This window comes from Halothece sp. PCC 7418 (assembly GCF_000317635.1).
Classification (GTDB): domain Bacteria; phylum Cyanobacteriota; class Cyanobacteriia; order Cyanobacteriales; family Rubidibacteraceae; genus Halothece.
In genome coordinates this window covers 394,103-417,166 of record NC_019779.1, presented here as the reverse complement: position 1 = coordinate 417,166, position 23,064 = coordinate 394,103, and the positions used below count along the sequence as shown (strand labels likewise).

Below are 23,064 nucleotides of genomic sequence, written 5' to 3'. Positions count from 1 at the left end.
ATTGAAAAAAGCAAATCCCTGAAACCATCTGTCCTTGCCAAGTGATAGCGGGAGAAGAAAGATGGATATTCAATTGGGAAATGGGTCTGATTTTTTTAATGAAGAAGAAACCACACTAATCTTTGATCTATTGGCAGAAGCAAAAACGATGGCAGCTTCCCAGTTGCGAACTTGTGCCAGCAGTCCAGACTTTCTTTCCCAGATGGAATTAGCATTTGGGGAAGGCGTGGATGTTTCCCAATGGCAAGAGGCTTGGTTAACAGGGGACGTGACGTTTCCAGAGATTGAGATTTTATCAAGTTTAGAATTGGGGAATGCTTGGGGCGCTTCTGCGCGATCGACCGATAAGATTTATTTGGCAAAAGAGTTACTGGAAAATCAGCCTCTAGGAAAATTTGTTGCAGTTTTGTTGGAAGAGTACGGGCATTTTGTAGATGATCAAGTTAATTTGATAGATGCCCTTGGGGATGAAGGACAAATTTTTTCATTATTTGTTAATCAAAAAGAATTAACTACATCAACCTTCAATAAACTTCGGGAAGAAAATGATCAAGCCAGTATTTTTCTGGATAATCAACTGGTCAACCTTGAGCAATCTCAATCGCCTCCTTATTCTTTTCAAGTTATTGCCCAAGGAACAGATGATGACGAATCAGAGAGCGATAATTCTGGTTGGACGATTGTTAATTTAACCAATAACGCAGCTACCAACGCTAGTAGTTATTATCCCAAGATTGATGGAGACTATATCCTCTGGAAAAACGTTGATCAAGAAACATTGTTAGATGAATTAATCTTGTTTGATGGACACTCAACTCAGACACTTGTCAGTGATGTTTACATCGGGACTTACGACCTGTTTGGCGATCAAGTAGTTTGGACGCAATACACTGACCAAGACCCAGATTACGAAGTCTATTTTTATGATGACAACCAAACAATTCGGCTGACAGATAACGATTTGGAAGATTATGAACCCCTAGTCTCTGAACTCGGTGTAGTTTGGCACGAGCGAGACGTTGAAGCCAATACAGACGCAGAACTTTATTTCTTTGATGGTACTACTATTCAAAATTTGACTGATAACGATATAGATTACAATTTTGGTGTTCAAATTTCAGACACTCAAATATCAGGAGATTGGGTTGTTTGGAGTAATCGAATCTTTAATGAAGACTATCCAGTTGGAGAACCTGGTTCGATCCGTCCTCCTGCCGATGACTACGATATCTTTCTTTTTGATGGTAATAATGTCATTAACTTGAGTGAGGCTTACGGTACTGATACTTTACCTGGAACTGGTGATTCAATTATTTGGAGAGATTGGAATCCTCAAATATCTGACGATAAAATTTATTGGGCTTCATCAGGATATGATCTTGACTGGCGCGAACGTGTAGGTACAGCCAGTTACTTATTCGATGGTCAGTCAGTTACTCAACTCAACGAAGTTGAGGATATTCGGGCTGTTTCTGAAGCTGGTATTGTCTGGTTTGGTGACTCTTCGGGTGGTGATAGCGGTATTGCCTATTTTTATAACGGTGATACTGTTGAGCCAATTAACGACTCTGGTTACGTATATAATGTAAAAATTTCTGAAAACCAACTTGTATTGACTTATGCTCCCCAAGGTTGGGGTAGTGATTATGGAATTTACACATACAAGAATGGCGAACTTGTTGAACTCTTTTACCCCAATTCTGGTAGTTATGGTTTTGATCCCGAAATATCAGAATCGAATATAGTTTGGTGGGGTTATGAAAATAGTTCCAGCGGAATTGCTGATGTTTTCTTTGTTTCTCTAAATGATCCTGCTAATGACCTTGATACAGAAATTCCTGTTATTAGCGTGGATCAGAATTTCTACTTCCCTGAAAATCAAAGTGCAGGCTTTGAAATTGGCACAGTTGCAGCCAGCGATAATGAAGGAGTAACCAGTTACGCGATCGCGCAGGGAAATGAAGGGGGCTTCTTTAACATTAATACTAATGGTGTCATCACCTTAACGGAGGCGGGAGTCAATAGTGCAGCCAATGATTTTGAAACCACTCCTAACACTTTCAGGTTAGGCATTACCGCCAGTGATGCAGCAGTAAATACCTCTGATGAAGTGGATGTCACGGTAAACCTAGAAAATGATCCGAATGATGATCCAGATGATGCCAATCAAGATCCGATTGCCAATAATGATGCAGTTAGCACAGAAAAAAATACGATACTCAATGGCAATCTGTTCGCAGATAACGGCAATGGCATCGACAGCGACCCTGATAACGATTCCTTAACAGTAACCGAAGTCAATGAAGAAACAATCAACCTCGGTGAAACCATTACCTTAGCTTCAGGGGCTTTGCTAACTCTAGATGAAGATGGGGCTTTCACCTACAACCCCAATGGTCAGTTCGAGGAGCTCGATGATGGAGACACCGATCGTGATAGCTTTACCTATACCGTCAGCGATGGTAATGGCAATAGTGATACCGCAACCGTCACCATTACCATCAACTCTCCGATTCTTTCCAATACGTTGATGATCCTCACAGACAACTCACCGCAGGTAATTCCAGTGAGTTCTGGATTCTTCATGGACTTTGCGGGAACTCAAGACAGCACCCGCACCTTTAACCTTGAAGAAGGGGCTGGTGCTAACAATTTAGACGCAGGTGCAACCATTAATCTGACTGGAACTAGCAGCGATTTTACCTACCGACGGGATGGTTCCACTCTTCAAATCCTTGATGGCAATGACAATCTCACTGCTGAAATTCTAGCTTCTCCTGACACAACCAGTGCTGTCAATTTTGATGATGGTAGTACCGAGGTGGCGGTTGCTGGCGGTGAAATCACCTTTGGCGGAGAAAGTTTTGAGGATGGAGAAGAAATTGATGGCGCAATTACAGAATTAACCTTGCAGGAAACAGACGCTGGAATCAGTGAGTTGAGTGCCAACCTGATCAATGAACCTTTCCCGTCTAGCCTGATGATGGGAGGAGAAACGGATTTAGAAACTGGCAATGAATTGAACTTCATCTAAACCAGTGGTGAAAAAGACGCAACCCCTACCTGGATCCAGGTAGGGGCTTTTGAACTGTTGACGGGGAATGAGTTCTTGACTAAAGTTAATCCCCCTTCTGAAAGATCACGCATGGTATCACTCGTTCGCCCGATCGCCGAGGAAATACTGGCATAACTGCGCGATCGCGCTGCTGGCAATAATCTTCCCAAGCAAGAGTATAAATGAGACAATCAAAACCGTCCATTTGTCTATAAGTTTCCGCAAATGAATCTTCAAGCAAGTTAGATGAACTGTTTCCGATAAACGCGATCGCAGCGAGTGGTTTCTACCCCCTCCGCAGGCTGGTAACCAGATGTTTCATAAAGTTGGATCGCCTCGGTGAGGACACTTGCGGTTTCAATCCAAACTTCTTGATAATTTCGTTGCGCGATCGCGCGTTCTAATTTCTTTAATAAAAACCGTCCTAACCCCTTCCCCCTCACTTCAGGTAACAAATACATTTTCCGAATTTCCACCGCATTTTTCCCGCGAGAAATCGGGTAATAGCCCGCCGTTCCCACCAGTTTTTCCTCTTTTTCAACAACCCAAAACTCACCGCCTGTTTCTTGGTAGAACTGTTCGACTTTCACCACATCTTGATCTGCATCCGTTTCATCCCAAGGCAATCCATATTCCGCTAAAACTGTAGCAATAAGAGAAGAGGCGATCGCGCGATCGCGCGGTTTCCAAGAACGAATTAAGAAATTTTTATAAGTTTCCTGCATAAAATCGTTCCAAATGATCAATAATCATGTCTAGACTTTGCGAATCGCTAAGTCGGTGGTCGCCCTGTTTAAGGAGAATAACAGTAACCAAATCGCTGCCTAATTCCTGTTGTAATTGACAACTCTCTTGCCAAGGGACAACACTGTCTTGCAAGCCATGAATTAAAGTTACAGGACAAATAATTTTACCCAGACGTGCCGTTTCAAGAAGAAGATGATTCACAGACTCCTCTAGGAAATGCTGAGTCATTGGCAAAGAACTATAATTAAGAATCATTTCACCTTTGCTCTCTAAATCTTGCTTTTGTTGAGCCGTGAGAGACGGTTGGATCAAGCGCGAGGTGAAGTCGGTTGCAGTCGCTAAACCCATCAAGCCACACAGTCGCTGTGGAAATTCCAGGGCTAAGAGTAACATGATCCAGCCCCCCATGGATGAACCCACTAAAATTTGTGCTCCCGAGGTGATAGTTTCTAAAATATGACGGGCATGATCCATCCACTGACCGAGAGTTCCCTCGGTGAATCGACCGCTAGAATGACCATGTCCCCCATAGTCCATTAAGGTCACCTGAAGCCCCTGTTCCTGCGCCCAAGTCAAAATTTGAGTGGCTTTTGTTCCGTCCATATCTGAACCATAGCCAGGCAAAAACAGCAACCCAGGCTGATCTTGCTGTTGCTCTGATGCGGAATGATGGCGGTAGGCTAAGCTCGTTCCATCGGGATGTTCGCTATACTTGATCTGCATTATGATTGAGTTTTTTGATTCCTATTTCTGACTGGAAAGCGGTCAAGTTGCTATTCTAAACGACTGAAGAGGAAAGGACAAATAACAGAGATTTAAGATGCGGTCTTCAGGCTGATTAAAAGTGATCTAAACTTGATCTGTCGTCCTCGTTAACGAATCGTCCAACCAATGACTGCTCCAACTGAATTCACTGCTTTAGCTGACTTAACGTTTATTCCTTACCTTAATGATCAGGGAGAAATTGATCCGAAATTTGAGAAAAAAATTGGGGTTTACAGTATTTTTGATGCGGAAAAAAATCTACAATTTGTTGCCTATTCCCGAGATATTTATACCAGTCTGAAACAACATTTAGTCCGTCAACCCCAAGCCTGTCATTGGGTAAAACTAATAACAATTGATCGTCCCCGTCGCAGCACCCTCGACGAGATTAAAAACGCTTGGATTGAGGAAAATGGAACAATTCCCCCAGGAAATAGTCATCAAGAATCAGAATGGACAGACCCCATTGATGCCAAATTAACGATGACCGATGCGGAACAACAAGAGTATGCTAATGCGGATGAACTCACCCAAACTAAATTGCTAAAAAATATCGCCCGACGGGTAGAAGCTGAAATCAAAGAAACCCTGAAAGCACGGGGGGTGACAATGGAAATGCGGTTCAACCCGAAATTGAAAGAACAAGGACGGTTGGACTTAAAATAGTTGAAGGATGCGCTGAATCAAAAATGGGTGTGGGAATGGCTGCTGTTGTTTTAAATAATCGCTATCGTGTGGTTCGAGAATTGGGACAAGGGGGATTTGGTCGTACTTTTCTGGCGGTGGATACCCATCTCCCTTCAGAACGATCTTGTGTGATTAAACAACTCTATCCCATTGTTTCTAAACCAAAACAGTATCAATGGGTGAGAGAACGCTTTCAACGAGAAGCAGCAATTTTAGAAACGTTAAGTCGCGGAAATAGCCAAATTCCCCAACTTTATGCTTATTTTGCTGAAGCCGAAACGTTTTATCTGGTTCAAGAATATATTGAAGGAAAAACGCTGACGGAAAAAGTGGCGCACAACGGCGTGATGTCAGAACAGGAAGTGAAGAAGATTTTAATGAGCTTGCTGCAAGTGTTGGCTTATGTTCATGATCAACGGATAATTCACCGCGATGTGAAACCTGATAATATTATTTTAAGGGCGGGGGATCACAAACCGGTTTTAATTGATTTTGGCGTGGTCAAAGAAGCCCTAGAAACGGTTGTTGACTCGGATCGAACCCATTCGATCGCGATTGGAACTCCTGGCTATATGCCCTCAGAACAAGCTGCAGGACGACCCGTTTATTCCAGCGATTTATACAGTTTAGGATTAACTGCGGTTTTCTTACTCAGTGGTCAACCTCCCCAAAATTTGGAAAGTGATCCCAAGACGGGGGAGTTATTGTGGCGGAAAGCAGTTCCCCATTTACATGGTCAATTAGCCAGAGTGATTGATCAGGCGATTCGTTTTCATCCGCGCGATCGATTTGCTGATGCTAATTCTATGTTATCTGCCCTCACTACTAATGAAGCCGAATCAACTCGAACTCAGAAGCCTGAGCATAATCAGGAAACTGGAAATGCTACCAGTTATCCCACGGTTGCTGCGGTTTCTCCGACGGGGACTGTTAGTAAGGGGAATGGCAATAATATTTTAATTGGCAGCGCGATCGCGCTACTCTTAATTTTGAGTGCGGGCTTTGTTGGCTATGGTACAGTACAGATTTTAGAAAATCTCCGCAGAAGCAGCGATCAAGATTCTGTCGCAACTGAACCCACGAACCCTCAAGAAACTTCTCCCCCAGAGTCCAATCAACCAAAAGAAGAACCCAAAAAAGAGGATAAGGTTTCTCCTCCCTCCCCGCAAGTGGAAACCCCTCCCTTAAATTTAGACCTCAATTCTCCTGTGGTCGTTGTTCCCACTGTTCCTGTGAAAGAAACGCCATCTCCCCCCCCTTCGCCAACTCCCCCAACCCCCCAATTGACTGGGGAAGACGTTCCTATTTTCAGCACTGGGGTTAAAAAACAGGAAGTCCTCAAGACTTTAGGAGAACCGACTTCAATTCGCAGAGGCTACTGGGAAAATACACAATCGGTTCTGTATAAAAATTATATTCCCGACCAACTTGATTTAGGCTTAATTTTTGATCGCGATACCGAGAAACTCCGACAAACCGAGGCTTCTTTTTCTTCCTCCGTGGAATTAAGTATGATTGAAGCTGCCTTGACTCAGATGTTGCAAGGTCAAATCACTCCTGAAATCCGAGAAGCCCTTGTGCAAGTGTATCGTCAGCAAACAGATTTACGCTCGTTCGCGATCGCGGATTGGGAAGGAATGATTCAAAGACAGCAAGGAAACCAAATTTATATTGGCGTTTGGGAAAAAGAATTGCATTAAAATATGAATAGCATCACACTGCATCATTAATAAATCAATGGAACTGACAAAAACTGAGGCGAATAGTTTATTAGCAATTGATCAGGAAGTCGGAAAACATCGCTTTTCCCCTGCTGAATATGAAATTATACGTCGTGTGATTTATGAAACGGGGGATTTTGACTACCTATCTCATATTCATTTTTCCGATCGCGCTCTCAGTGCAGGGGCTGCTGCCCTAGCTGCTCGCACTGCAATTGTTGTTGATGTTCCCTTGATTCAAGCAGGAATTACTCAATGTGCTCAAAATAGTTTTGCTAACCCGATTTATTCTCATGTCCCCAATCATCGCAGTCACAAATTAAAGGTTTTAGCACAACGATATCCTGAGGCTATTTTCATTATTGGGAAGGAACAAAGTGCTTTTTCAACCTTCTTTCAATTATTGGAAAAAGAAGAGATTCAACCCGCTTTTGCCATTATCACTGCCCCGAAATTAGTTGATGTTGATAATATTGAAAGTAAGCTGGCTGCACTGACCATCCCTCATATTCGAGTAACAGGGAAAAAAGGGAGTGCTAGTGTTGCGGTGGGAATCTTTAACGGTTTAATGCACTTAGCATGGCAGGTTTACGCACAACGAGACACGATTCCCAATGATCAGTAAATCACTAATCTGGTTTCAGATGAAGACGAATGATTTGCTGTCCGCCTAAACGTTTTAGGTAATAATTGACCGTATTCGGCGGATCAGCACAAGCAGAGACTAAGTGACCGCGCCAACGGAAATAATAAATGCGGTTAAATGAACCCGACACTACTTGATAGGGTGCATTCCAACCCTGACCATAAATCACTTCACCAATATTTAATCGGGAATAACTGGACTCGATAATTACAGGAATCGTTCGCGCTGAGGTGTCAAAAAAACGCTCTAAGGCTAATTCCATACGATTGAGAAATTTCAGGGGATGACGTAACATTGTTTATCAGTCAATTAAAAGTCTTTCTTCTTCTAGTTTGCCCGATTCTTCAGTATGATGTAGCCTTTGTTACAGAAAATCTACTCTAGGACTGATCGTCCTTGGTTCTCCCTCACGATTCGATTTCGGCTAACTCTAACCAGCGTTCAGTTGCTTCTTCAATCTGTTGTTCCAAGGTTGCGACTTGTTCGGAGAGTTTTTGCAATTCACTATATTTTTGGGAAGGGGTATGATAAAGGGCTGTTTCTAATTCTGTTTTCTCGGCTTCTAGTTGGGGAATTTTTGTTTCTAAATCTTCTAACTCTCGTCGTTCCCAGTTAGAAAGTCTCCTGGGTTTATCTGTTTTTTGTTTTTTTCCTTTACCGTTGACTTCAGTTTTTGTTTTTTCCGCTTTTGCAGCTTTTTTTTCAGACGTATTTTCCGATGCTTCTTCCGCTTCTTTATAATCTAAATAGGTCGAGTAATTTCCAGGATAAAACTTAATTGTACCGCCTTCAGTAAAAGCAAAAATTTGGGTAACCGTTCGGTCGAGAAAATAGCGGTCGTGAGAAACAGTAATCACACAACCATTAAATTCTTGCAGATAATCTTCTAAAATACTTAAGGTCTGCACATCTAAATCATTGGTCGGTTCGTCTAAAATTAAAACATTCGGCGCACTCATTAACACTTTTAAGAGGAATAAGCGTCGTTTTTCACCGCCAGAAAGTTTATGGAGGGGAAGATATTGTTGATTGGGCGGAAACAAAAATCGTTCTAACATTTGCGAAGCAGTGATTAATGTTCCGTCTGCAGTTTTTACAAATTCTGCTACATCTTTGAGATATTCAATCACTCGTTGATTTTCATTTTTTGCCTGAAGAAGATTTTCTGAATGTTGGTCAAAGTATCCGATGTGAATGGTTTCACCGATTTCAACTTTTCCACTGTCTGGGGGAATCCGTCCCGTAACAATATCCATTAAAGTTGATTTCCCCGCACCATTTTGACCAATAATTCCCACGCGATCGCGCGGATTAAATTCATAAGTAAAATCGTTAATCAATTGTCGATTTTGATAAGACTTATTGACATTCTCCACTGCAATCACTTTTTTCCCAATGCGACGAGTGGGAGTGGAAATATCCACATTTCCTTTCGCTTCTTTAAACTCCTGATTTTGCAGTTCATCAATCGCTTTAATCCGTGCTTTTTGTTTGGTTGATCGCGCTTTTGGTCCTTGTTTTAACCAAGCCAGTTCCCGTCGTAATACGCTTTTATATTTTTGGTAATGACTGGCTTGTGCTGCTTCAATTTCCGCTTTCTTTTCTAGATAGTAGGAATAGTTTCCATCATAAGTATATAGATCCGCGCGATCGATTTCGATAATCCGACTTGTGACTTGATCTAAGAAATAGCGATCGTGAGTAACTAACAATAACGCGCCTCGGAAGTTTTTTAAATAATCTTGTAACCATGCCACAGAATCAGCATCCAAATGGTTAGTCGGTTCGTCCATTAAAAGTGCGGATGGTTCAGACAGTAACGCTGCTGTTAACGCCACTCGTTTCCGTTCGCCTCCTGATAAATTCTTAACAGGGGTATGAGGATCACCTAATCCTAACTTATTTAAAATAATCTTGGCTTTCGTATCTAAATCCCATGTTCCCATCGCATCCATTTGTTGCGTAATCTTGGAGAAACGCGAGAGAAGTTGATTATTATTGGGAGCGGTCGCCAGTTTTTCCGAAAGGGTTTCGTATTCTTGAATTAGTTTAATTTGTTCGCCACTACTGGCTAAAACTTGTTCTAAAACCGTCTTGGTTTCATCCACTTCTGGTTGTTGGGGAAGATAGATACAACGAGCATTTTGATTGACCTGAAATTCTCCCTCATCAATGGGTTCAAGTCCCGCTAAAATTTTGAGTAGTGTTGATTTTCCAGACCCATTGGTTCCAATTAAACCCACTTTTTCGGTTTCATTAATACTGAACGTTGCATCGCGGAGAATCTCTTTAATTCCAAAGTCTTTTTTTACTGATTTCAGGGTAAAAATTGCCATAGTTTAATTTTGTTATTGGTTATTTGTTCGTTATTCTTTGGTCACTGATCTAAGATAGGAGAAGGTAATTAACAATCCTTTACAAAAAGACTGATGACTCAATCGCTGACAAAAGACACAACCTTAACGCCGTATTCTTGGCAATGGCGGGGCTATAATACAGTTTATACGGTACAAGGAGAAGGACAGCCCTTACTTTTAATTCACGGTTTTGGCGCATCCATTGGACATTGGCGGAAAAACATTCCCGTTTTAGCAGATGCTGGCTATCAAGTGTTTGCTGTGGACTTACTCGGGTTTGGCGGATCGGATAAGCCTGCTATTGACTATAGTGTTGAGTTGTGGCAACAGCAACTGTATGATTTTTGGGAAAGTCAGATTAATCAGCCGACAGTTTTTGTCGGAAACTCCATTGGGGGGTTATTGACGTTAATGATGATTCGCCAATATCCCACAATTAGTGCGGGTGCGGTTTTGATTAATAGTGCGGGAGGCTTAAACCATCGTCCTGAAGAGTTACAGTTTCCTCTGAATTTTATTATGGGAACATTTACCAAGCTGGTGAGTACCCCCAAAATCGGTGAATTTGTATTTAATCAAGTCCGTCGAAAATCGCAGATTCGCAGAACCCTACAACAAGTGTATCGCGATCGCGCTGCGATTACAGAGGAATTAGTGGCGTTACTCTATAACCCATCTTGTGATTCGGGAGCACAAAAAGTTTTTGCATCCGTCCTCAGCGCCCCCCCAGGACCGAAACCCGAGGAGTTATTACCCCATCGTCCTTGTCCTTTACTAGTGTTATGGGGAGAAGATGATCCCTGGACACCGATTGCAGGCGCGAAAATTTATCAAGATTTAAGTGAGACAGAAACCGATGTTGCATTTTATGCGATTCCAAAAGCAGGACATTGTGCTCATGACGAGAAACCAGAAGCAGTGAATCACTTAATCCTCAATTGGTTAAAACAAATTTGTGATTAACGGCGAGGAGAAAGGAGAGAGAGGGGAAGAAACAACAAATAACAAATAACCAAGAACCAAGAACAAGAACAGATTATGTGATATTTTGAAGAATGCCATATTCTCTTCTCTGTTATGTCCTCATCTCCTTTTTCTCAAGATCAACCCCCTTCTTCTCCAGAGATTAAAGTTCTGATTGATGAAGATGCGCGATCGTTATATTGTTATGTTGAACAGTCCTTTACCTCAAAAGGGGTTCAATACTATCTTTTAATGCCCATCGATTCTCCTGTTTCAATTATTATGTGGGATGAGGACGAAGAGGCGGAACAAGCGATCTTAATTGAAGATGAACGAGAAATTGATAAGTTATTCTCGAAAGCAGAAGCGAGTTTAGCCGAAGAAGATTTGACTCTCAAGCGCACCTCCTTTACCCTAACGGTTGCAGGAGAATTACCCGAACCCGAAGATGACGATGACATCTTAACCTTAGAAATTGAAACAGAACGGGGTTGGGAAACAGAAGAATTTCAATTGCTAGCAACCTTCTTTCATCATGATCAAGAATATGGAATTTACACGCCGTTAGTCCCCTTACTATTTTTCGCGAAAGCGCAACCCAATGGGAAATTAGAATTACTCTCTCTCGATGAGTTAAAAACCATTCAGCCGATTTTAGAAGAATGGATGTTTAATTAATTCTGATCAGGAGTCTAGGAAGTTTTAACGGTCGTGATGTAATCTAATAACTTTTCTAATTCCCTCATCAAGGCTTGCGATTCATTTAAGTATTGAGCGGTGCGCCGAGAGGCTTGAGCCACTTCCGCGAGATTATTGGTGGCTAAATCACTATTATTTTTCAATTGGGAAAAACTGTCTAAAAGCGGATCGAGATGTTTCATTTCTTCCGTTGTCCGAGCGACTAAGGTTTCTAGTTCCTGTAATCGTTCACTGGATTGGGTAAAGAGTTGATTTAATTCTTGAGTCGCTTCTGTATTAGTCGTGAAGAGATTATAGTGGAAGTTTTGAGTTTCTTCCATAATTCGAGATTGCAAATCCTGATGTTGTCGGAGAAGATTTTCTTGTTCTTCTTGTAATTGTCGATAACTGCGATAAACCTGCGTCATCGTACTTAAATAAGTGCTGTGTACTTCTTGAATCGCGCCAGTGAATTCTTGAATCTCATCAATGAGTTGCTGAAACTCTGATTTCACCCGTTTCTTTTCATAATTTTCCCCTAAACTTGAAATTTCTCCCCCTAATAACCAACCGACAATACTGGTCGATAAGGCACTTCCTAACGGATAGAGAATCGCATTGAGTTCCCCTTGATTAAACGCACTACTTCCCAGCAAAATTAAAGCGGAGGCAAAGCCAATTAACGTATGAAGATAGCCCGCCGTTTGAATCCGATTTCCTGCTTCTTCCTTTTGGGATTGGGGAAGAAAGAAGAATCCCCAAATTACCAAAATGAATAAATGAGATAAGCCTTCAATGAGTAAAATTTCAGTGGAAAAAACTTGGCTAATGGCGATGACCATACCAAGAAGAATGCCGAGGACATAAATAAAGGTAAAACCAGCTAAACTAGATTGAGGATACTGCATTGTTTTACTGGGTCAGTTGCATAATGATTTTCTCTAATTTTTGGATCTTGTGTTGATGCCAAAATTGAAGTAAATTATCCTTCTGCTTTTGATAATTGCGCGGTTGCACTTGCTCTAAAATTTCAATGACATCAAGTGCTCTTTGAAAGGCAAATATGGTATTTTTGAAGTCAGCTAAATCGTGAGTCGAAGCTGAGTCGTAGAGTGGGAAATCATTAATGGCTGTGGTTGTCCAATCATAATCTTTCTCTAGTTCCATGAACTCTTGAATGATGTCTTGACCCAGTTTCTGTTTTTCTGCATCTTGAAGTAACGTTTCATAAGAAAAGTTGAGTGCATTGAGAAAGGTCGCAACTGCGGTAAATGGGTCACAATACGGAAGCAAACTTTCTAGACGATGAGGAAGATAATAGAGATTAACTTGCTTTAGAATTAACTCCGCTGTTCTCAGTTTTAGGGGGTCAATCCTTCTCTCTTCTGTTGTCTGGGAGAAGGTTTGTTCTGGAAATAAATCGCAGTGATATCTTTCCAGAAACTGTAACGGTGGGTGGGCTGTTTCATAGCTAGACTCCTGAGGATGATGCGTCCAAATTTTTTTAAAGATCTGGCGCGATCGCGCGAAAAACTGATTGGGAAAAGATTGATGACTCATCAAGATCTTAAGGGAGTGATGGAAGATGACAGTTAAAGGAAACCTTTCCCCGACCAAGAATTAAAAACACTATAGCGCTACTGGAAAAGGGAAAGGTAAGCCATGAGTTGGTTGGTGGATCAAGAAAGATCTTAGTCTGTTGTTCGTTAATGTATCTTCCCAAGAACATCCACCAACTCAAGGTGTACCTCAAGGACTAAGAAACACTAGGATAACGCTTTTAACAAGGCTTCTCCCATCTGCTGACAACCAACAAAGGTCATCCCATCTGACATAATATCTCCCGTGCGATACCCTTGGTCTAAGACTTGAAACACCGCTTGTTCGATTTTGTCCGCAGCCGTGGCTTCATCTAAACCATACCGTAACATCATCGCTGCACTTAACACTTGCGCTAAGGGATTGGCTTTATCTTCACCGGCAATATCAGGGGCTGATCCATGAACTGGTTCAAAAACAGCGGGTTTTCCTTCTCCCATACTTGCTGACGGTAACATCCCAATACTTCCCGTTAACATCGCAGCAGCATCAGAGAGAATGTCTCCAAATAGATTTCCCGTGACAATCGTATCGAACTGTTTCGGGGCGCGAACCAATTGCATGGCTGCATTATCCACATACAGATGGGACAGTTCAATCTCAGGATAAGACGAAGAAAGAGCACTCACGCGATCGCGCCACAATTGAGACACTTCTAAAACATTCGCTTTGTCCACAGAACACAACTGCCGATTCCGTTTCTGGGCAATTTCAAACGCCACTTTCGCAATTCGATCCACTTCAGCGTCAGTATAAGCCATAGTATTAACCCCACGCTGTTGTCCCGTCTCCGTGCGAAAAATCCCTTTCGGTTCGCCAAAATAAACGCCACCAGTTAATTCTCGCACCACCATAATATCGACACCCTCCACAATCTCACCCTTGAGGGGAGAAGCATCTACCAGTTGCGGTAAAATCTTCGCTGGACGCAAGTTGGCAAATAACTCTAAACCTGCCCTTAACCCCAGTAATCCCGTTTCTGGACGTTGGTGACGAGGTAAGTGATCCCATTTATACCCGCCAATGGCTGCGAGTAAAACAGCATCACTCTCCCGACAAGTTTCTAACGTTGCTTGCGGTAAGGGCTCGCCAGTTGCCTCGATGGCAGCACCTCCCATCAGGGCTTCAGTAAAGGTAAATTCGATGTCGCACTGTTTCCCCACTGCTTTTAGGATCTCCACGGCGACGGCAATAATTTCTGGGCCAATGCCGTCTCCAGGCAGCAGGGTAATACGGTAAGAGTTTGTCATAACTGAATTCTATCGTTGATTTGAACCGACTAAGCTGCTATCTTACCGAATTATTTCCCAGCGCGATCGCGCCGTTTTTGTTTTGATTCCTATTTTTATTAGGAGTTCTCTCTTTTTTCCCAACTTCAATCATTCATTAATCTCCCGATTTCAGCCATTTCTCATCAGTCTGTTGACGTTAATTTTTCCGCCAATTACAATATACTTACTATGGTTTTCGCGACGCGGGTGTCTGTATATATGTATAAAATATAACGATAATACCCGTTTTTTCCCTGAATAAAAAGACTGAAAAACATTAAAATAATGCAGTATAAAGTTAGAAATAATACATTACAGAATATTAAGCGAAAATTATTCCTTTAGAGAATATTGAAGGAACGCACGAATTTCTGAGGGGTCTCAGCGAGAAATGATTCGTTGGAGAAAAAAGACTGATTGGGGGAGAGGATTGAAGCGATAAACTCTCTTATCAACCAGCATAACCGATAAGAGAGAAGACAGCAAGCACTCCTCAGTGAAGTCCCCCAACTTGGCTTCGCTGAAGTTTCCCACTTCATCCGCTGGGGTAACTCTGCTATAATCTGTTACCTCGTCTTAAAGTATCCCGTTCTAAGCCTCGCAATTGAAATCTCACTGCATTCACATAGCCTTGATCCTCTAAAGCATCTGGTGAGAGTCGCCCTTGTTGAATTGCCACTTCCATCAGATCTTCTGCTTCAACTTGACCAGCACGGTAAGCCATTACCAACCCCTGAAAACCAGGAATCCCTTCCGCAGAGAAATGACCACTGTAAGCTCGATGAACCAGATTAAACGGTTGAATCTCTGGTGATGCTGAAGTGATCTCATTAACAGCGACCTCCTCTGCCATTGCCGAAGAAGCGGTAGTTACCAAGACTAGGGTACAAATTGCCCCTGTCAATAAGGATTTCATCGTCTTTCCCTCCAACTGATTGGTTGTGGTTTCGGGAGGAAAGAGAGAGGGACAAAGCCTGGACTGATCCCTCTTTTGCTGTATGTGAATGTATCTTCCTTCCCTTAATTCTTAGGATCAGTGTTTTTTCTGAGTAACCCCTAAGTGGGAGTTAAGCAGAAAGTAATAATTGTCTGAGAAAGCTGAGAAGCCAAGTTAGTTAGAATCAGGAGAAGGGATAGTTATGGCAGGTCAGGGGAACAATGGCAGTTCATCGGATTCGCATTGCCAAGGAGCATGGCAATCTCGTACAAGCCCTAACTACGGGGAAAGAAAGCAAAGGTGCTTTTGAAACTTATGCGGATGTTATTATATTTGCTGCTGCCTATGGAGAGAAACATGAGCGTTATGTTCCCATTAGCAGTGGGATTAGTAAAGATCCCGCACCGATTAGTTTAGAAATCTTTTTGTCTCGGGGATACGAGTGGGTGATAAAATTAATCGCGATCGCGCATAGCCAAGACCCTACCATTCTATCACCCTATGATGCCGAAGCACAAAGGCAACGCCTCTTGTTGATTGAAGGATTAGCCAATGGGGGTTTAGAGTTATTAGAAGATGAACTGCGCGGAGCCGTGGATTATAGTGATCGGTTATTGTTAATTCTCAATCAAGAACGTTTTCCGATTTCCCAACCGCCTCCCGACTTTGATCTCACTCGTTTTCTTTAAACTAGGTTTTGCAATGAGAGTTCCGTAACTGTGACACATACTTTTTTACTCGAACCTGGACAATGGAGTCTCAAAGGAGTTTGGTGTGAAGCTAAACTAGACCCATTGACAGTAGAAGGGACAGTAACCATTATCTGGAATCAACCGAACTGGTTTCGTTGCCATCAACAACTGAGATTTACCAATGACGAAATGATTTCTGAGCTTAATTACTCCCTGAGCAGCCCAGAACTGACTTTAACTTACCGAGGATATCTTGACTTTCAGCAAAACCAATATACATTCGTTCTCAAACATAATATTCTTGGACACTTAGAAGGGAATGGCTGGATTACTCCCACTTGGATTATGCAAAGATATTGGGTTTTAAATGACCGCAAGCGTCGTCAAGGGTTCGAGACTCTTTATCAAGAAACCGCCGATACCTATCGTTTATGTAGTGGTCTCAACCAAGGACATCGGATCATGAATACTCTTGAAGCGACTCTGGTTCGTTCTTCTACCTAAGACAATCTGATCCTGAGATGCGATCAGGGAAGAATTGGTAATGAATTAGTGATCAAGACATGATCATCATGACCAAGAAGAGAATTAAAATTAAGCCAGAGTGATCTATAAAAAATTAGGAAATATATGTCACTCGCTCCATTGAAGTTCTTCTCTTCTCTTGCTGAGTTTTCTTGTTCTTCATTTGTATGTTACTTCTGAAAAATGACTGAAGACCGTAACGAGGGTCGTTTACTCGCGAACCGTTATCGCATAATCGAACTGGTGGGAAAAGGTGCAATGGGTCAAGTCTATCGCGCCGAAGATACTGTCTTGGGAGGCTTGACGGTTGCGATTAAATTCGTTGCCCAAGCGGTGCTCAATGAAAAACGACGCACTCGCTTTGAACAGGAAGCAACCATCTGTGCCTTACTGGGAGAAAAAAGTATTCATATTGTCCAAGTTCGAGATTATGGCTTGGATGAATATGATGTTCCCTTTTATGCGATGGAATTTTTACAAGGAAAAGGGCTCAATGATTTAATTAAGCATCGTCCCCTGTCCTTAAAACGGTTCTTACGATTAACTCGTCAAATTTGTCTCGGACTACAGTGCGCTCACCAAGGGATTTTCTTTAAGGGAGAACTTTGTCCAATTATTCACCGCGATATCAAGCCTAGTAACATCTTAATTGTTCAAGATTCCACCTTGGGAGAAATGGTGAAAATTCTTGATTTTGGGATTGCAAAACTGATTCAAACCGGTGGCGATCAAACCCATTCTTTCCAGGGAACGTTGGCGTATTGTTCCCCAGAACAAATGGAAGGAAAAGAACTCGATAATCGATCTAATATCTATAGTTTGGGCGTGATGATGTATGAAATGATTACTGGGGAAATGCCCATCCTTCCTGAAAATAATTCCTTTGGGGCCTGGTATCAAGCGCATCGCTATTATTCTCCAGAACCGTTTCGAGATGATCTTAACCTTCCCTCCTCCCTACAAGATTTAATTTATCAATGCTTAGCGAAAAAACGAGAACAACGTCCTCAGGGCATGGATGAAGTCTTGGAAGCGTTTACAAGTATTGAAGAAGAGATTGAAAAAAGTAAGTCTGCTAGCGATGGTTTAACAACAAACTCTCTGGATTATGCCAGCACTTATCCGACTCAAACCGCAACGGGAAATGATGAACATTATTACTTAAATGCAGCTTGGCCCCCCGATAAACCCCGACAAAAAATTGTTTTCCCTCGTTTGATTAATTCTGCTCATGGTGCGTTTCCCTCCTTATGGGTGATGTTAGATAAAGAGGATATTGAAAAGCGTTTGTTGAGTACGCGATATAATCAATTTTTATTTATTATGTCCCCTCATCCCATGGTACTTTGGATTACAGCGCTGCATAATACGGAATGTGGGACGCGCTGGCTACCCTGTTATTTAGATTTAAAGACCAGTAGTGGACAACGCACCGCTCGCTCTCTCGGTGAGTTAGGATATTATCGGATCTTATTTTTTGCTCTCGAATCAGCAGATACCTGTCAGCACGTTCTGACTTCTACGATTGCAGGACCGCAACGCCAAAAACTTCATGACTGGGCGCAATCGAGTCAGACTTGGGAATCTCATGCGAGTCCCCAAATGAGTAAACAACTGTTGCGACGAGAATTTGAAAATATTAAGCCTAAGATTCAGTTTAAGTTAGAATCTCTCGGAACTGATGCCCCCAGTAATGTTTCTGGATTATAGCACCTCGGTGCGCGATCGCGCTTGGGAGAAAAAGAGAACTGGATACCAACTGCTACGAAGGATTTCATTGGCTAAACTCTGTACCGTCCACTCTAACAGTCCTCCGCGATCATCAGATCCCACCGCGATCGCGCTGACATCTTCGGTTAAAACGCCATTCAAAATTTCTAAAGTGGGATTTCCCACTCGTACTTGCGTAGTCACTTTCAAGCCGATCGTTTCTAAATCTGCTCTGACCTCTTGAATCCGTTTTTCGGCTTCTTGTTTTCGGCTTTCCAGGGTTTCTTTTGGCATCCGTCCCGCTTCACTGATGACCCATAAGAGAATACATTCCCTTAAGGTGGAAGTCCCATCTTCTTGGACATATCTTTTAATTTGCTGTACGAGATACTGAGCCGCTTCGCTATCATTATAAGGAATCAGCAGCGATCGCCACAAATGTTGACAGCGCAAATCTAATTCTTCTTTCGTATAAACAGAAATCTGATTGGGGCGAAAAATCATCAACGGTGCAGAAGTCGCCCGCGCTAGACTAAGGCTGGTACTGCCAAACACTTTTTCTTGTAAAAAACTGCGAATCGGCGTTCCCGCTAAAACCACTTCAATCTTTTCTTGTTCCACAATCCGAGGAATTGTATCGCTAGGTTTTCCCGTGGGAACTTCCACTTTTACTTCCACGCCTTCTGGAACGTTTTCCAGCGCAATCTCCAGATGTCTCTTTGCTGCTGCAACCTTTTCTTCGTCAACGTGGGGAATTTCTCCTTCTTCCCAATAAGGAACACTGTGGAGAAAGACAATATAATTCAAACCTGAAGCACTGAGACTGGGAACAAAGGATGCAAACCGGTCTAAGCCATCAGTAAAATCGGTGCAAATGAGACAACGCTTAAACATGAGTTAAAGAAGAGTTTCGATTCAGTTCTGAATAGGATAGCTGGAAAATTAACCTAAATTATCCTCACTCTACCATAGACCCAGTTGTATGCAGTCATTGTCACTGGTTTAAGAAATTTTACCCTCCTGATTTGGGTTGAGAACTGAAACGCCCCGTTTCCCCAGCTTCTTCAATCCCGATGAAGCAAGCAAGAGAGAGAGGTCGCTCAGCTTAGATGAGCGGGTTGCTCAGGCTATGCTGAGTAGCCTTGATCGATTCCCCATTCATGTTTGAGGAATTCTTTATACATATTTTCTCGTGCAAGCATCTGTTCGTAAAGTTTCACGAGAAACTCTTGGGCTTGTTCACGACTCATCTGCTTCACTTGCGATTCAAAGGAGCGAACGTTGAACTCTTGCTCTAAGGATAGTTCCATAGTTGACCTCACTACGAATAAGAATGGATCATCTGATTTGTTAACAATTATAAAGAACACTTGACATTTTTTACCATCTTTCCCAAGAAAGAGTTTCTGATGAGAAAGATTGTGGTTCTGGTTACTATAGCGAAAGAGACGCAGAGAAGTTTGTTCAGCATGAACCAAGGGGAAGGATTAGGTTTTTTTCCAAAATAAAATCCCAAAGCAGCAGCAATAAGAACTCCTTGAATGGCAATTAAAAGGGTTAACTCTTCTTGGCGTTGTTCGATGGGAAGGGCTAAGGTAATGACAAGAAATGACCCAATCAGGCTTAAACCATAGATAATGACCAGTAAAATCAAAACAGAATTCATAATTTGATCCGAGGAAATTAATGACTTTTAATCAGCAATCGCAATGGGATTCTGAAACCAATCCTGAGAGCAGTAATGATTATACTCTGATATTAAAAAGTTTAATGGAAACCGTTAAAATTACTAATTTTAAGCAGTTGAGTGAAAGGGCTGGGGTCTCACCCAAACAAATCCGCAACTTGCGTCGGGGGAAGGTGAAGTCAATGCGGGTTGAGGTTTTGCTAGCGTTGAGATCTGTGTTGGGGGTGAGTGTTGATGAGTTAATTGCGTTATTTTCTGGGGAAACGGCTACTTCTTCTCGGGAACAGTTTCAGCGAGAAAGTTTACAAATCATTGAGTCTTGGTTATTACAGTGGCCCACTGCTGTCAGCGCGATCGCGCAAAACCCCGATTTACCCGCCCAACGCATTATTAAATTACTTAATCCCTTAGAAAAGTTACTTCAATCTTGGGGCGTGGAAAGAATTGGACAAGTGGGGGAAGAAGTCCCTTATAATCCTCAACAGCACCAACTGTTATCAGGAAATGTTAAACCCGACTCAACAGTGCGAGTGCGCTACGTTGGCTACCGACATGGTGAGAAACTTTTGTATCGAGCCCAAGTCGAACCCATAGATTAGGTACAATGGGAAGTATAAGTTTTGGGCGCAATGGAGACAAAAAGAGGGACTGCACCTCTCCCTCTTTTAATTAAAGTCTAAAAAAGTCCAGTCTTGTTTAGTGAATAACCGATGAGGAAGTAGCAGGAGAAAACAAAATGCCAGTTGCTGTGGGCGTAATTCAAACAGATGGGTTTCCAGCCGTCTTAGCTGCTGCTGATGCGATGGTGAAAGCAGCATCAGTCACCCTAGTTTCTTTTGATAAAGCGGAAAGGGCTCAATTTTATGTGGCGGTACGCGGTCCCGTTTCAGAGGTAGAACGTTCGATGGAAGCGGGAATTGCTGCTGCTGAAGAAACTTACAACGGAACAGTCATTACCCATTATATGATTCCTAACCCCCCTGATAATGTGGAAACGGTGATGCCGATTGCGTATAGCGACGAAGTTGAACCGTTTCGAGTGTAGAATTATCGTGGAATTGTATAAAAAACGTCAATTAATAAAAATTTAAGGAGAAATGTGAATGTCTTTAGATGCAGTCGGTAGTCTGGAAACAAAGGGCTTTCCAGGAGTTTTAGCCGCCGCCGATGCGATGGTAAAAACAGGACGAGTGACGCTGGTTGGTTATATTCGGGCGGGTAGTGCACGATTTACGATTATTATTCGCGGTGATGTTTCGGAAGTAAAAACCGCAATGGATGCGGGAATTCATGCGGTGGATAAGGCGTATGGTGCAGCTTTAGAAACTTGGGTGATTATTCCTCGTCCTCATGAGAATGTGGAGTGTGTCCTCCCCATTGCTTATAACGAAAATGTGGAACGCTTCCGAGAATCTACTGAACGTCCCCTCATTGGTTCGTCTCAAAATCGTAGCTAAATGGGTTCTTTGTTGTTGGTTATTTGTTCTTTGTTGTCGGTTCACTAACGAATGACAAATGACTAATGACAAATGACGAATAATAAATGATGAAAATTGTTTTTTTTGGTACACCAGAGTTTGCTGTTCCCACTTTAGAAGCCTTACTCCAACATCCAGAGGTTGACGTTGCTGCGGTGGTTACTCAACCAGATAAACCAAAAGGGAGAGGGAAAAAATTGATTCCTTCTCCAGTGAAAGAAGTTGCAACCCGCAATGATTTACCTGTTTTACAACCGAAGCGGGTGAAGAAAGATCAAGAGGCGTTACAGCAGTTGCGGGATTTTAATGCGGATGCTTTTATTGTTACCGCTTATGGACAAATTCTCTCCACAGAAATTCTGGAAATGCCAAGGTTAGGCTGCATTAATGTCCATGGGTCGATTTTACCGCAATATCGCGGTGCAGCACCGATCCAATGGAGTTTATATTATGGTGAAGCGGAAGTGGGGGTGACGACAATGTTGATGGATGCGGGGATGGATACTGGGGCGATGTTAGAAACAGCAACTACCCCTGTGGCGTTGTTAGATAATGCAGAAACGGTGGGGGGAAGATTAGCACAAATTGGCGGTGAATTATTAGTTCAAACCCTGTTTCGTTGGGAGAAAGGAGAAATTGAAGCAACACCACAAGATGACAGTTTAGCCACTTACGCGCCATTAATTCAAAAAAGGGATTATGTTTTGGATTGGTCAAAAAGCGCGATCGCGCTGCATAATCAAATTCGGGGCTTTTATCCCAACTGCATGACCCCATTACGAGAAGAAAAGATCAAGATTCTAGAAACCATTCCCCTCGGCGAAGAGTATTGGTCACAACTTTCGGATCAATACAAACCCCTAATACAGCAATGGGATAATCTTTCAGCAAAAACAGGAGAAGCAGGAGAGATTGTCGCAATTGTCAAAAAATTTGGCGCGATCGCGCAAACAGGTACAGGCTTATTATTACTCTCAAAAGTACAACGGTCTGGAAAACGCCCCCAGTCAGGCTGGGATTTTGTCAACGGAATGCGATTAGTACAAGGGGAGACATTCAGGTAATGGGCTGATAATCGGGACATCCCTCACAAGGACCTTCGGGATTGACCGCACAGCGTAACAATTCTGATCGCGCATTATACTGACAGGTAATGTCCCCAATCACCCACTTTCCTTCTAAATAACTCCTTTCCTCTGGTCGTTGGGCTGATTGCACATAAACAGACATTTTATCTAACTGATATCCCCCCACTTTATATTGATAATGGTGATGGCGTTCTAAAACGCGATAGGTTTCGCCGTTAAATTCAATGTGCTGTCCAGGTTGTGGTCTCGACTCCAAATGAATTTTTCCCAACGACTGACGGGGATGACTCAATATAATCTCAGTGAGAAGGGACTCTAGCTCCATCATCACCTGCCTTTCTAGACTACATTACATGATGTTAACGCATTTTACAGAAGTCGCCGCACGCACCCACGCGCTTTTAGCCGTTGGATATAAGGCGGTGAGTTGAAGGCTTCAATAGCCTGAAAACGAACAA

The 23,064-nt window shown here is 42.4% G+C and carries 25 protein-coding genes; 13 read left to right on the top strand and 12 right to left on the bottom strand.

Translation table 11 applies throughout. From position 1 onward, the window contains the following. Positions 1-61: 61 nt before the first annotated feature. A complete protein-coding gene (locus PCC7418_RS01875; RefSeq protein WP_015224481.1) occupies positions 62-3,034 on the top strand; it encodes an Ig-like domain-containing protein in 2,973 nt (990 codons plus the stop codon). 263 nt (positions 3,035-3,297) lie between these two features. On the opposite strand, the gene PCC7418_RS01870 is transcribed toward PCC7418_RS01875, so the two are convergent. Further along, positions 3,298-3,780: a GNAT family N-acetyltransferase gene (locus PCC7418_RS01870; protein ID WP_015224480.1), complete on the bottom strand. Its 483-nt coding sequence runs from the start codon at positions 3,778-3,780 to the stop codon at positions 3,298-3,300. Further along, complete coding sequence (locus PCC7418_RS01865) at positions 3,764-4,525, bottom strand: carboxylesterase (protein WP_015224479.1); 762 nt, start codon at positions 4,523-4,525, stop codon at positions 3,764-3,766. Before PCC7418_RS01865 ends, PCC7418_RS01870 begins: the two co-directional genes overlap by 17 nt. A 168-nt stretch (positions 4,526-4,693) precedes the next feature. Between PCC7418_RS01865 and PCC7418_RS01860 the strand changes: the two genes are divergently transcribed. From PCC7418_RS01860 to PCC7418_RS01850, 3 genes are read left to right on the top strand one after another with little or no spacing between them, the layout of a single operon-like run. Next, complete coding sequence (locus PCC7418_RS01860; protein WP_015224478.1) at positions 4,694-5,233, top strand: GIY-YIG nuclease family protein; 540 nt, start codon at positions 4,694-4,696, stop codon at positions 5,231-5,233. A 35-nt stretch (positions 5,234-5,268) separates the two neighbouring features. Further along, positions 5,269-6,954: a serine/threonine-protein kinase gene (locus PCC7418_RS01855; protein WP_041596388.1), complete on the top strand. Its 1,686-nt coding sequence runs from the start codon at positions 5,269-5,271 to the stop codon at positions 6,952-6,954. 37 nt (positions 6,955-6,991) lie between these two features. After that, a complete protein-coding gene (locus PCC7418_RS01850) occupies positions 6,992-7,600 on the top strand; it encodes a precorrin-8X methylmutase (protein ID WP_015224476.1) in 609 nt (202 codons plus the stop codon). Positions 7,601-7,604: 4 nt separating this feature from the next. Here the strand turns inward: PCC7418_RS01850 and PCC7418_RS01845 are convergent, their stop codons facing one another. After that, complete coding sequence (locus tag PCC7418_RS01845; protein WP_015224475.1) at positions 7,605-7,916, bottom strand: hypothetical protein; 312 nt, start codon at positions 7,914-7,916, stop codon at positions 7,605-7,607. 112 nt (positions 7,917-8,028) lie between these two features. Then, on the bottom strand, positions 8,029-9,957 hold the full coding sequence (locus PCC7418_RS01840; RefSeq protein WP_015224474.1) for an ABC-F family ATP-binding cassette domain-containing protein: 1,929 nt from the start codon (positions 9,955-9,957) through the stop codon (positions 8,029-8,031). A gap of 90 nt (positions 9,958-10,047) precedes the next feature. Between PCC7418_RS01840 and PCC7418_RS01835 the strand changes: the two genes are divergently transcribed. Together PCC7418_RS01835 and PCC7418_RS01830 are read left to right on the top strand one after the other, a co-directional pair. Next, positions 10,048-10,941: an alpha/beta fold hydrolase gene (locus PCC7418_RS01835; protein WP_396275481.1), complete on the top strand. Its 894-nt coding sequence runs from the start codon at positions 10,048-10,050 to the stop codon at positions 10,939-10,941. A 114-nt stretch (positions 10,942-11,055) separates the two neighbouring features. After that, positions 11,056-11,619, top strand: coding sequence for a DUF3727 domain-containing protein (locus PCC7418_RS01830; RefSeq protein WP_015224472.1), 564 nt, complete (start codon positions 11,056-11,058; stop codon positions 11,617-11,619). Between the two features lie 14 nt (positions 11,620-11,633). Here the strand turns inward: PCC7418_RS01830 and PCC7418_RS01825 are convergent, their stop codons facing one another. From PCC7418_RS01825 to PCC7418_RS01810, 4 genes are all read right to left on the bottom strand, one after another. Continuing rightward, complete coding sequence (locus tag PCC7418_RS01825; protein WP_015224471.1) at positions 11,634-12,527, bottom strand: hypothetical protein; 894 nt, start codon at positions 12,525-12,527, stop codon at positions 11,634-11,636. 4 nt (positions 12,528-12,531) lie between these two features. Further along, positions 12,532-13,179 carry a hypothetical protein gene (locus PCC7418_RS01820; protein ID WP_015224470.1) on the bottom strand — a complete coding sequence of 216 codons (648 nt, stop codon included), beginning with the start codon at positions 13,177-13,179 and terminating at the stop codon, positions 12,532-12,534. A gap of 206 nt (positions 13,180-13,385) precedes the next feature. Beyond that, positions 13,386-14,468, bottom strand: coding sequence for a 3-isopropylmalate dehydrogenase (gene leuB, locus PCC7418_RS01815; protein WP_015224469.1), 1,083 nt, complete (start codon positions 14,466-14,468; stop codon positions 13,386-13,388). Between the two features lie 577 nt (positions 14,469-15,045). Continuing rightward, positions 15,046-15,405 (bottom strand): hypothetical protein, encoded by a 360-nt coding sequence (locus tag PCC7418_RS01810; RefSeq protein WP_015224468.1) that lies wholly within the window; start codon positions 15,403-15,405, stop codon positions 15,046-15,048. Positions 15,406-15,647: 242 nt separating this feature from the next. Between PCC7418_RS01810 and PCC7418_RS01805 the strand changes: the two genes are divergently transcribed. The 3 genes from PCC7418_RS01805 to PCC7418_RS01795 all read left to right on the top strand — a co-directional run bounded on the left by PCC7418_RS01805 (position 15,648) and on the right by PCC7418_RS01795 (position 18,353). After that, a complete protein-coding gene (locus tag PCC7418_RS01805; RefSeq protein WP_015224467.1) occupies positions 15,648-16,115 on the top strand; it encodes a DNA phosphorothioation-associated protein 4 in 468 nt (155 codons plus the stop codon). 30 nt (positions 16,116-16,145) lie between these two features. Further along, positions 16,146-16,622 (top strand): hypothetical protein, encoded by a 477-nt coding sequence (locus PCC7418_RS01800; RefSeq protein ID WP_015224466.1) that lies wholly within the window; start codon positions 16,146-16,148, stop codon positions 16,620-16,622. Between the two features lie 204 nt (positions 16,623-16,826). Beyond that, the gene (locus PCC7418_RS01795; RefSeq protein WP_015224465.1) at positions 16,827-18,353 is read left to right on the top strand and encodes a serine/threonine-protein kinase; all 1,527 of its coding nucleotides are present in this window, start codon (positions 16,827-16,829) and stop codon (positions 18,351-18,353) included. Here PCC7418_RS01795 and PCC7418_RS01790 read toward each other — a convergent pair. The 3 genes from PCC7418_RS01790 to PCC7418_RS01780 form a co-directional block, all read right to left on the bottom strand. Next, the gene (locus tag PCC7418_RS01790) at positions 18,348-19,247 is read right to left on the bottom strand and encodes a universal stress protein (protein ID WP_015224464.1); all 900 of its coding nucleotides are present in this window, start codon (positions 19,245-19,247) and stop codon (positions 18,348-18,350) included. The two genes, PCC7418_RS01795 and PCC7418_RS01790, sit on opposite strands and share 6 nt — an antisense overlap. A 233-nt stretch (positions 19,248-19,480) precedes the next feature. Further along, the gene (locus PCC7418_RS01785) at positions 19,481-19,663 is read right to left on the bottom strand and encodes an NblA/ycf18 family protein (RefSeq protein ID WP_015224463.1); all 183 of its coding nucleotides are present in this window, start codon (positions 19,661-19,663) and stop codon (positions 19,481-19,483) included. 47 nt (positions 19,664-19,710) lie between these two features. Next, positions 19,711-20,019, bottom strand: coding sequence for a hypothetical protein (locus tag PCC7418_RS01780; protein WP_015224462.1), 309 nt, complete (start codon positions 20,017-20,019; stop codon positions 19,711-19,713). Between the two features lie 20 nt (positions 20,020-20,039). On the opposite strand from PCC7418_RS01780, the gene PCC7418_RS01775 reads away from it, so the two are divergent. The 4 genes from PCC7418_RS01775 (at position 20,040) to fmt (ending at position 22,582) form a co-directional block, all read left to right on the top strand. After that, positions 20,040-20,639, top strand: coding sequence for a helix-turn-helix domain-containing protein (locus PCC7418_RS01775; protein WP_015224461.1), 600 nt, complete (start codon positions 20,040-20,042; stop codon positions 20,637-20,639). Positions 20,640-20,776: 137 nt separating this feature from the next. Then, positions 20,777-21,085: a BMC domain-containing protein gene (locus PCC7418_RS01770; protein WP_015224460.1), complete on the top strand. Its 309-nt coding sequence runs from the start codon at positions 20,777-20,779 to the stop codon at positions 21,083-21,085. A gap of 58 nt (positions 21,086-21,143) precedes the next feature. Next, complete coding sequence (locus PCC7418_RS01765) at positions 21,144-21,497, top strand: carbon dioxide-concentrating mechanism protein CcmK (RefSeq protein WP_015224459.1); 354 nt, start codon at positions 21,144-21,146, stop codon at positions 21,495-21,497. 89 nt (positions 21,498-21,586) lie between these two features. Continuing rightward, positions 21,587-22,582 carry a methionyl-tRNA formyltransferase gene (gene fmt, locus PCC7418_RS01760; protein WP_041596114.1) on the top strand — a complete coding sequence of 332 codons (996 nt, stop codon included), beginning with the start codon at positions 21,587-21,589 and terminating at the stop codon, positions 22,580-22,582. On the opposite strand, the gene PCC7418_RS01755 is transcribed toward fmt, so the two are convergent. Continuing rightward, on the bottom strand, positions 22,575-22,931 hold the full coding sequence (locus PCC7418_RS01755; protein WP_041596113.1) for a DUF6464 family protein: 357 nt from the start codon (positions 22,929-22,931) through the stop codon (positions 22,575-22,577). The genes fmt and PCC7418_RS01755 overlap by 8 nt on opposite strands. Positions 22,932-23,064: the final 133 nt, after the last annotated feature.

Excerpts from the sequence above, each read along its gene's own strand:
- leuB (WP_015224469.1), bottom strand. The coding sequence starts at position 14,468 with ATGACAAACTCTTACCGTATTACCCTGCTGCCTGGAGACGGCATTGGC.
- PCC7418_RS01785 (WP_015224463.1), bottom strand. The coding sequence starts at position 19,663 with ATGGAACTATCCTTAGAGCAAGAGTTCAACGTTCGCTCCTTTGAATCG.
- PCC7418_RS01780 (WP_015224462.1), bottom strand. The coding sequence starts at position 20,019 with ATGAATTCTGTTTTGATTTTACTGGTCATTATCTATGGTTTAAGCCTG.
- PCC7418_RS01810 (WP_015224468.1), bottom strand. The coding sequence starts at position 15,405 with ATGAAATCCTTATTGACAGGGGCAATTTGTACCCTAGTCTTGGTAACT.
- PCC7418_RS01755 (WP_041596113.1), bottom strand. The coding sequence starts at position 22,931 with ATGGAGCTAGAGTCCCTTCTCACTGAGATTATATTGAGTCATCCCCGT.
- PCC7418_RS01770 (WP_015224460.1), top strand. The coding sequence starts at position 20,777 with ATGCCAGTTGCTGTGGGCGTAATTCAAACAGATGGGTTTCCAGCCGTC.
- PCC7418_RS01855 (WP_041596388.1), top strand. The coding sequence starts at position 5,269 with ATGGCTGCTGTTGTTTTAAATAATCGCTATCGTGTGGTTCGAGAATTG.
- PCC7418_RS01865 (WP_015224479.1), bottom strand. The coding sequence starts at position 4,525 with ATGCAGATCAAGTATAGCGAACATCCCGATGGAACGAGCTTAGCCTAC.
- fmt (WP_041596114.1), top strand. The coding sequence starts at position 21,587 with ATGAAAATTGTTTTTTTTGGTACACCAGAGTTTGCTGTTCCCACTTTA.
- PCC7418_RS01805 (WP_015224467.1), top strand. The coding sequence starts at position 15,648 with ATGGCAGTTCATCGGATTCGCATTGCCAAGGAGCATGGCAATCTCGTA.
- PCC7418_RS01830 (WP_015224472.1), top strand. The coding sequence starts at position 11,056 with ATGTCCTCATCTCCTTTTTCTCAAGATCAACCCCCTTCTTCTCCAGAG.
- PCC7418_RS01790 (WP_015224464.1), bottom strand. The coding sequence starts at position 19,247 with ATGTTTAAGCGTTGTCTCATTTGCACCGATTTTACTGATGGCTTAGAC.
- PCC7418_RS01860 (WP_015224478.1), top strand. The coding sequence starts at position 4,694 with ATGACTGCTCCAACTGAATTCACTGCTTTAGCTGACTTAACGTTTATT.
- PCC7418_RS01875 (WP_015224481.1), top strand. The coding sequence starts at position 62 with ATGGATATTCAATTGGGAAATGGGTCTGATTTTTTTAATGAAGAAGAA.
- PCC7418_RS01845 (WP_015224475.1), bottom strand. The coding sequence starts at position 7,916 with ATGTTACGTCATCCCCTGAAATTTCTCAATCGTATGGAATTAGCCTTA.
- PCC7418_RS01795 (WP_015224465.1), top strand. The coding sequence starts at position 16,827 with ATGACTGAAGACCGTAACGAGGGTCGTTTACTCGCGAACCGTTATCGC.
- PCC7418_RS01870 (WP_015224480.1), bottom strand. The coding sequence starts at position 3,780 with ATGCAGGAAACTTATAAAAATTTCTTAATTCGTTCTTGGAAACCGCGC.
- PCC7418_RS01825 (WP_015224471.1), bottom strand. The coding sequence starts at position 12,527 with ATGCAGTATCCTCAATCTAGTTTAGCTGGTTTTACCTTTATTTATGTC.
- PCC7418_RS01840 (WP_015224474.1), bottom strand. The coding sequence starts at position 9,957 with ATGGCAATTTTTACCCTGAAATCAGTAAAAAAAGACTTTGGAATTAAA.
- PCC7418_RS01820 (WP_015224470.1), bottom strand. The coding sequence starts at position 13,179 with ATGAGTCATCAATCTTTTCCCAATCAGTTTTTCGCGCGATCGCGCCAG.
- PCC7418_RS01850 (WP_015224476.1), top strand. The coding sequence starts at position 6,992 with ATGGAACTGACAAAAACTGAGGCGAATAGTTTATTAGCAATTGATCAG.
- PCC7418_RS01765 (WP_015224459.1), top strand. The coding sequence starts at position 21,144 with ATGTCTTTAGATGCAGTCGGTAGTCTGGAAACAAAGGGCTTTCCAGGA.
- PCC7418_RS01775 (WP_015224461.1), top strand. The coding sequence starts at position 20,040 with ATGACTTTTAATCAGCAATCGCAATGGGATTCTGAAACCAATCCTGAG.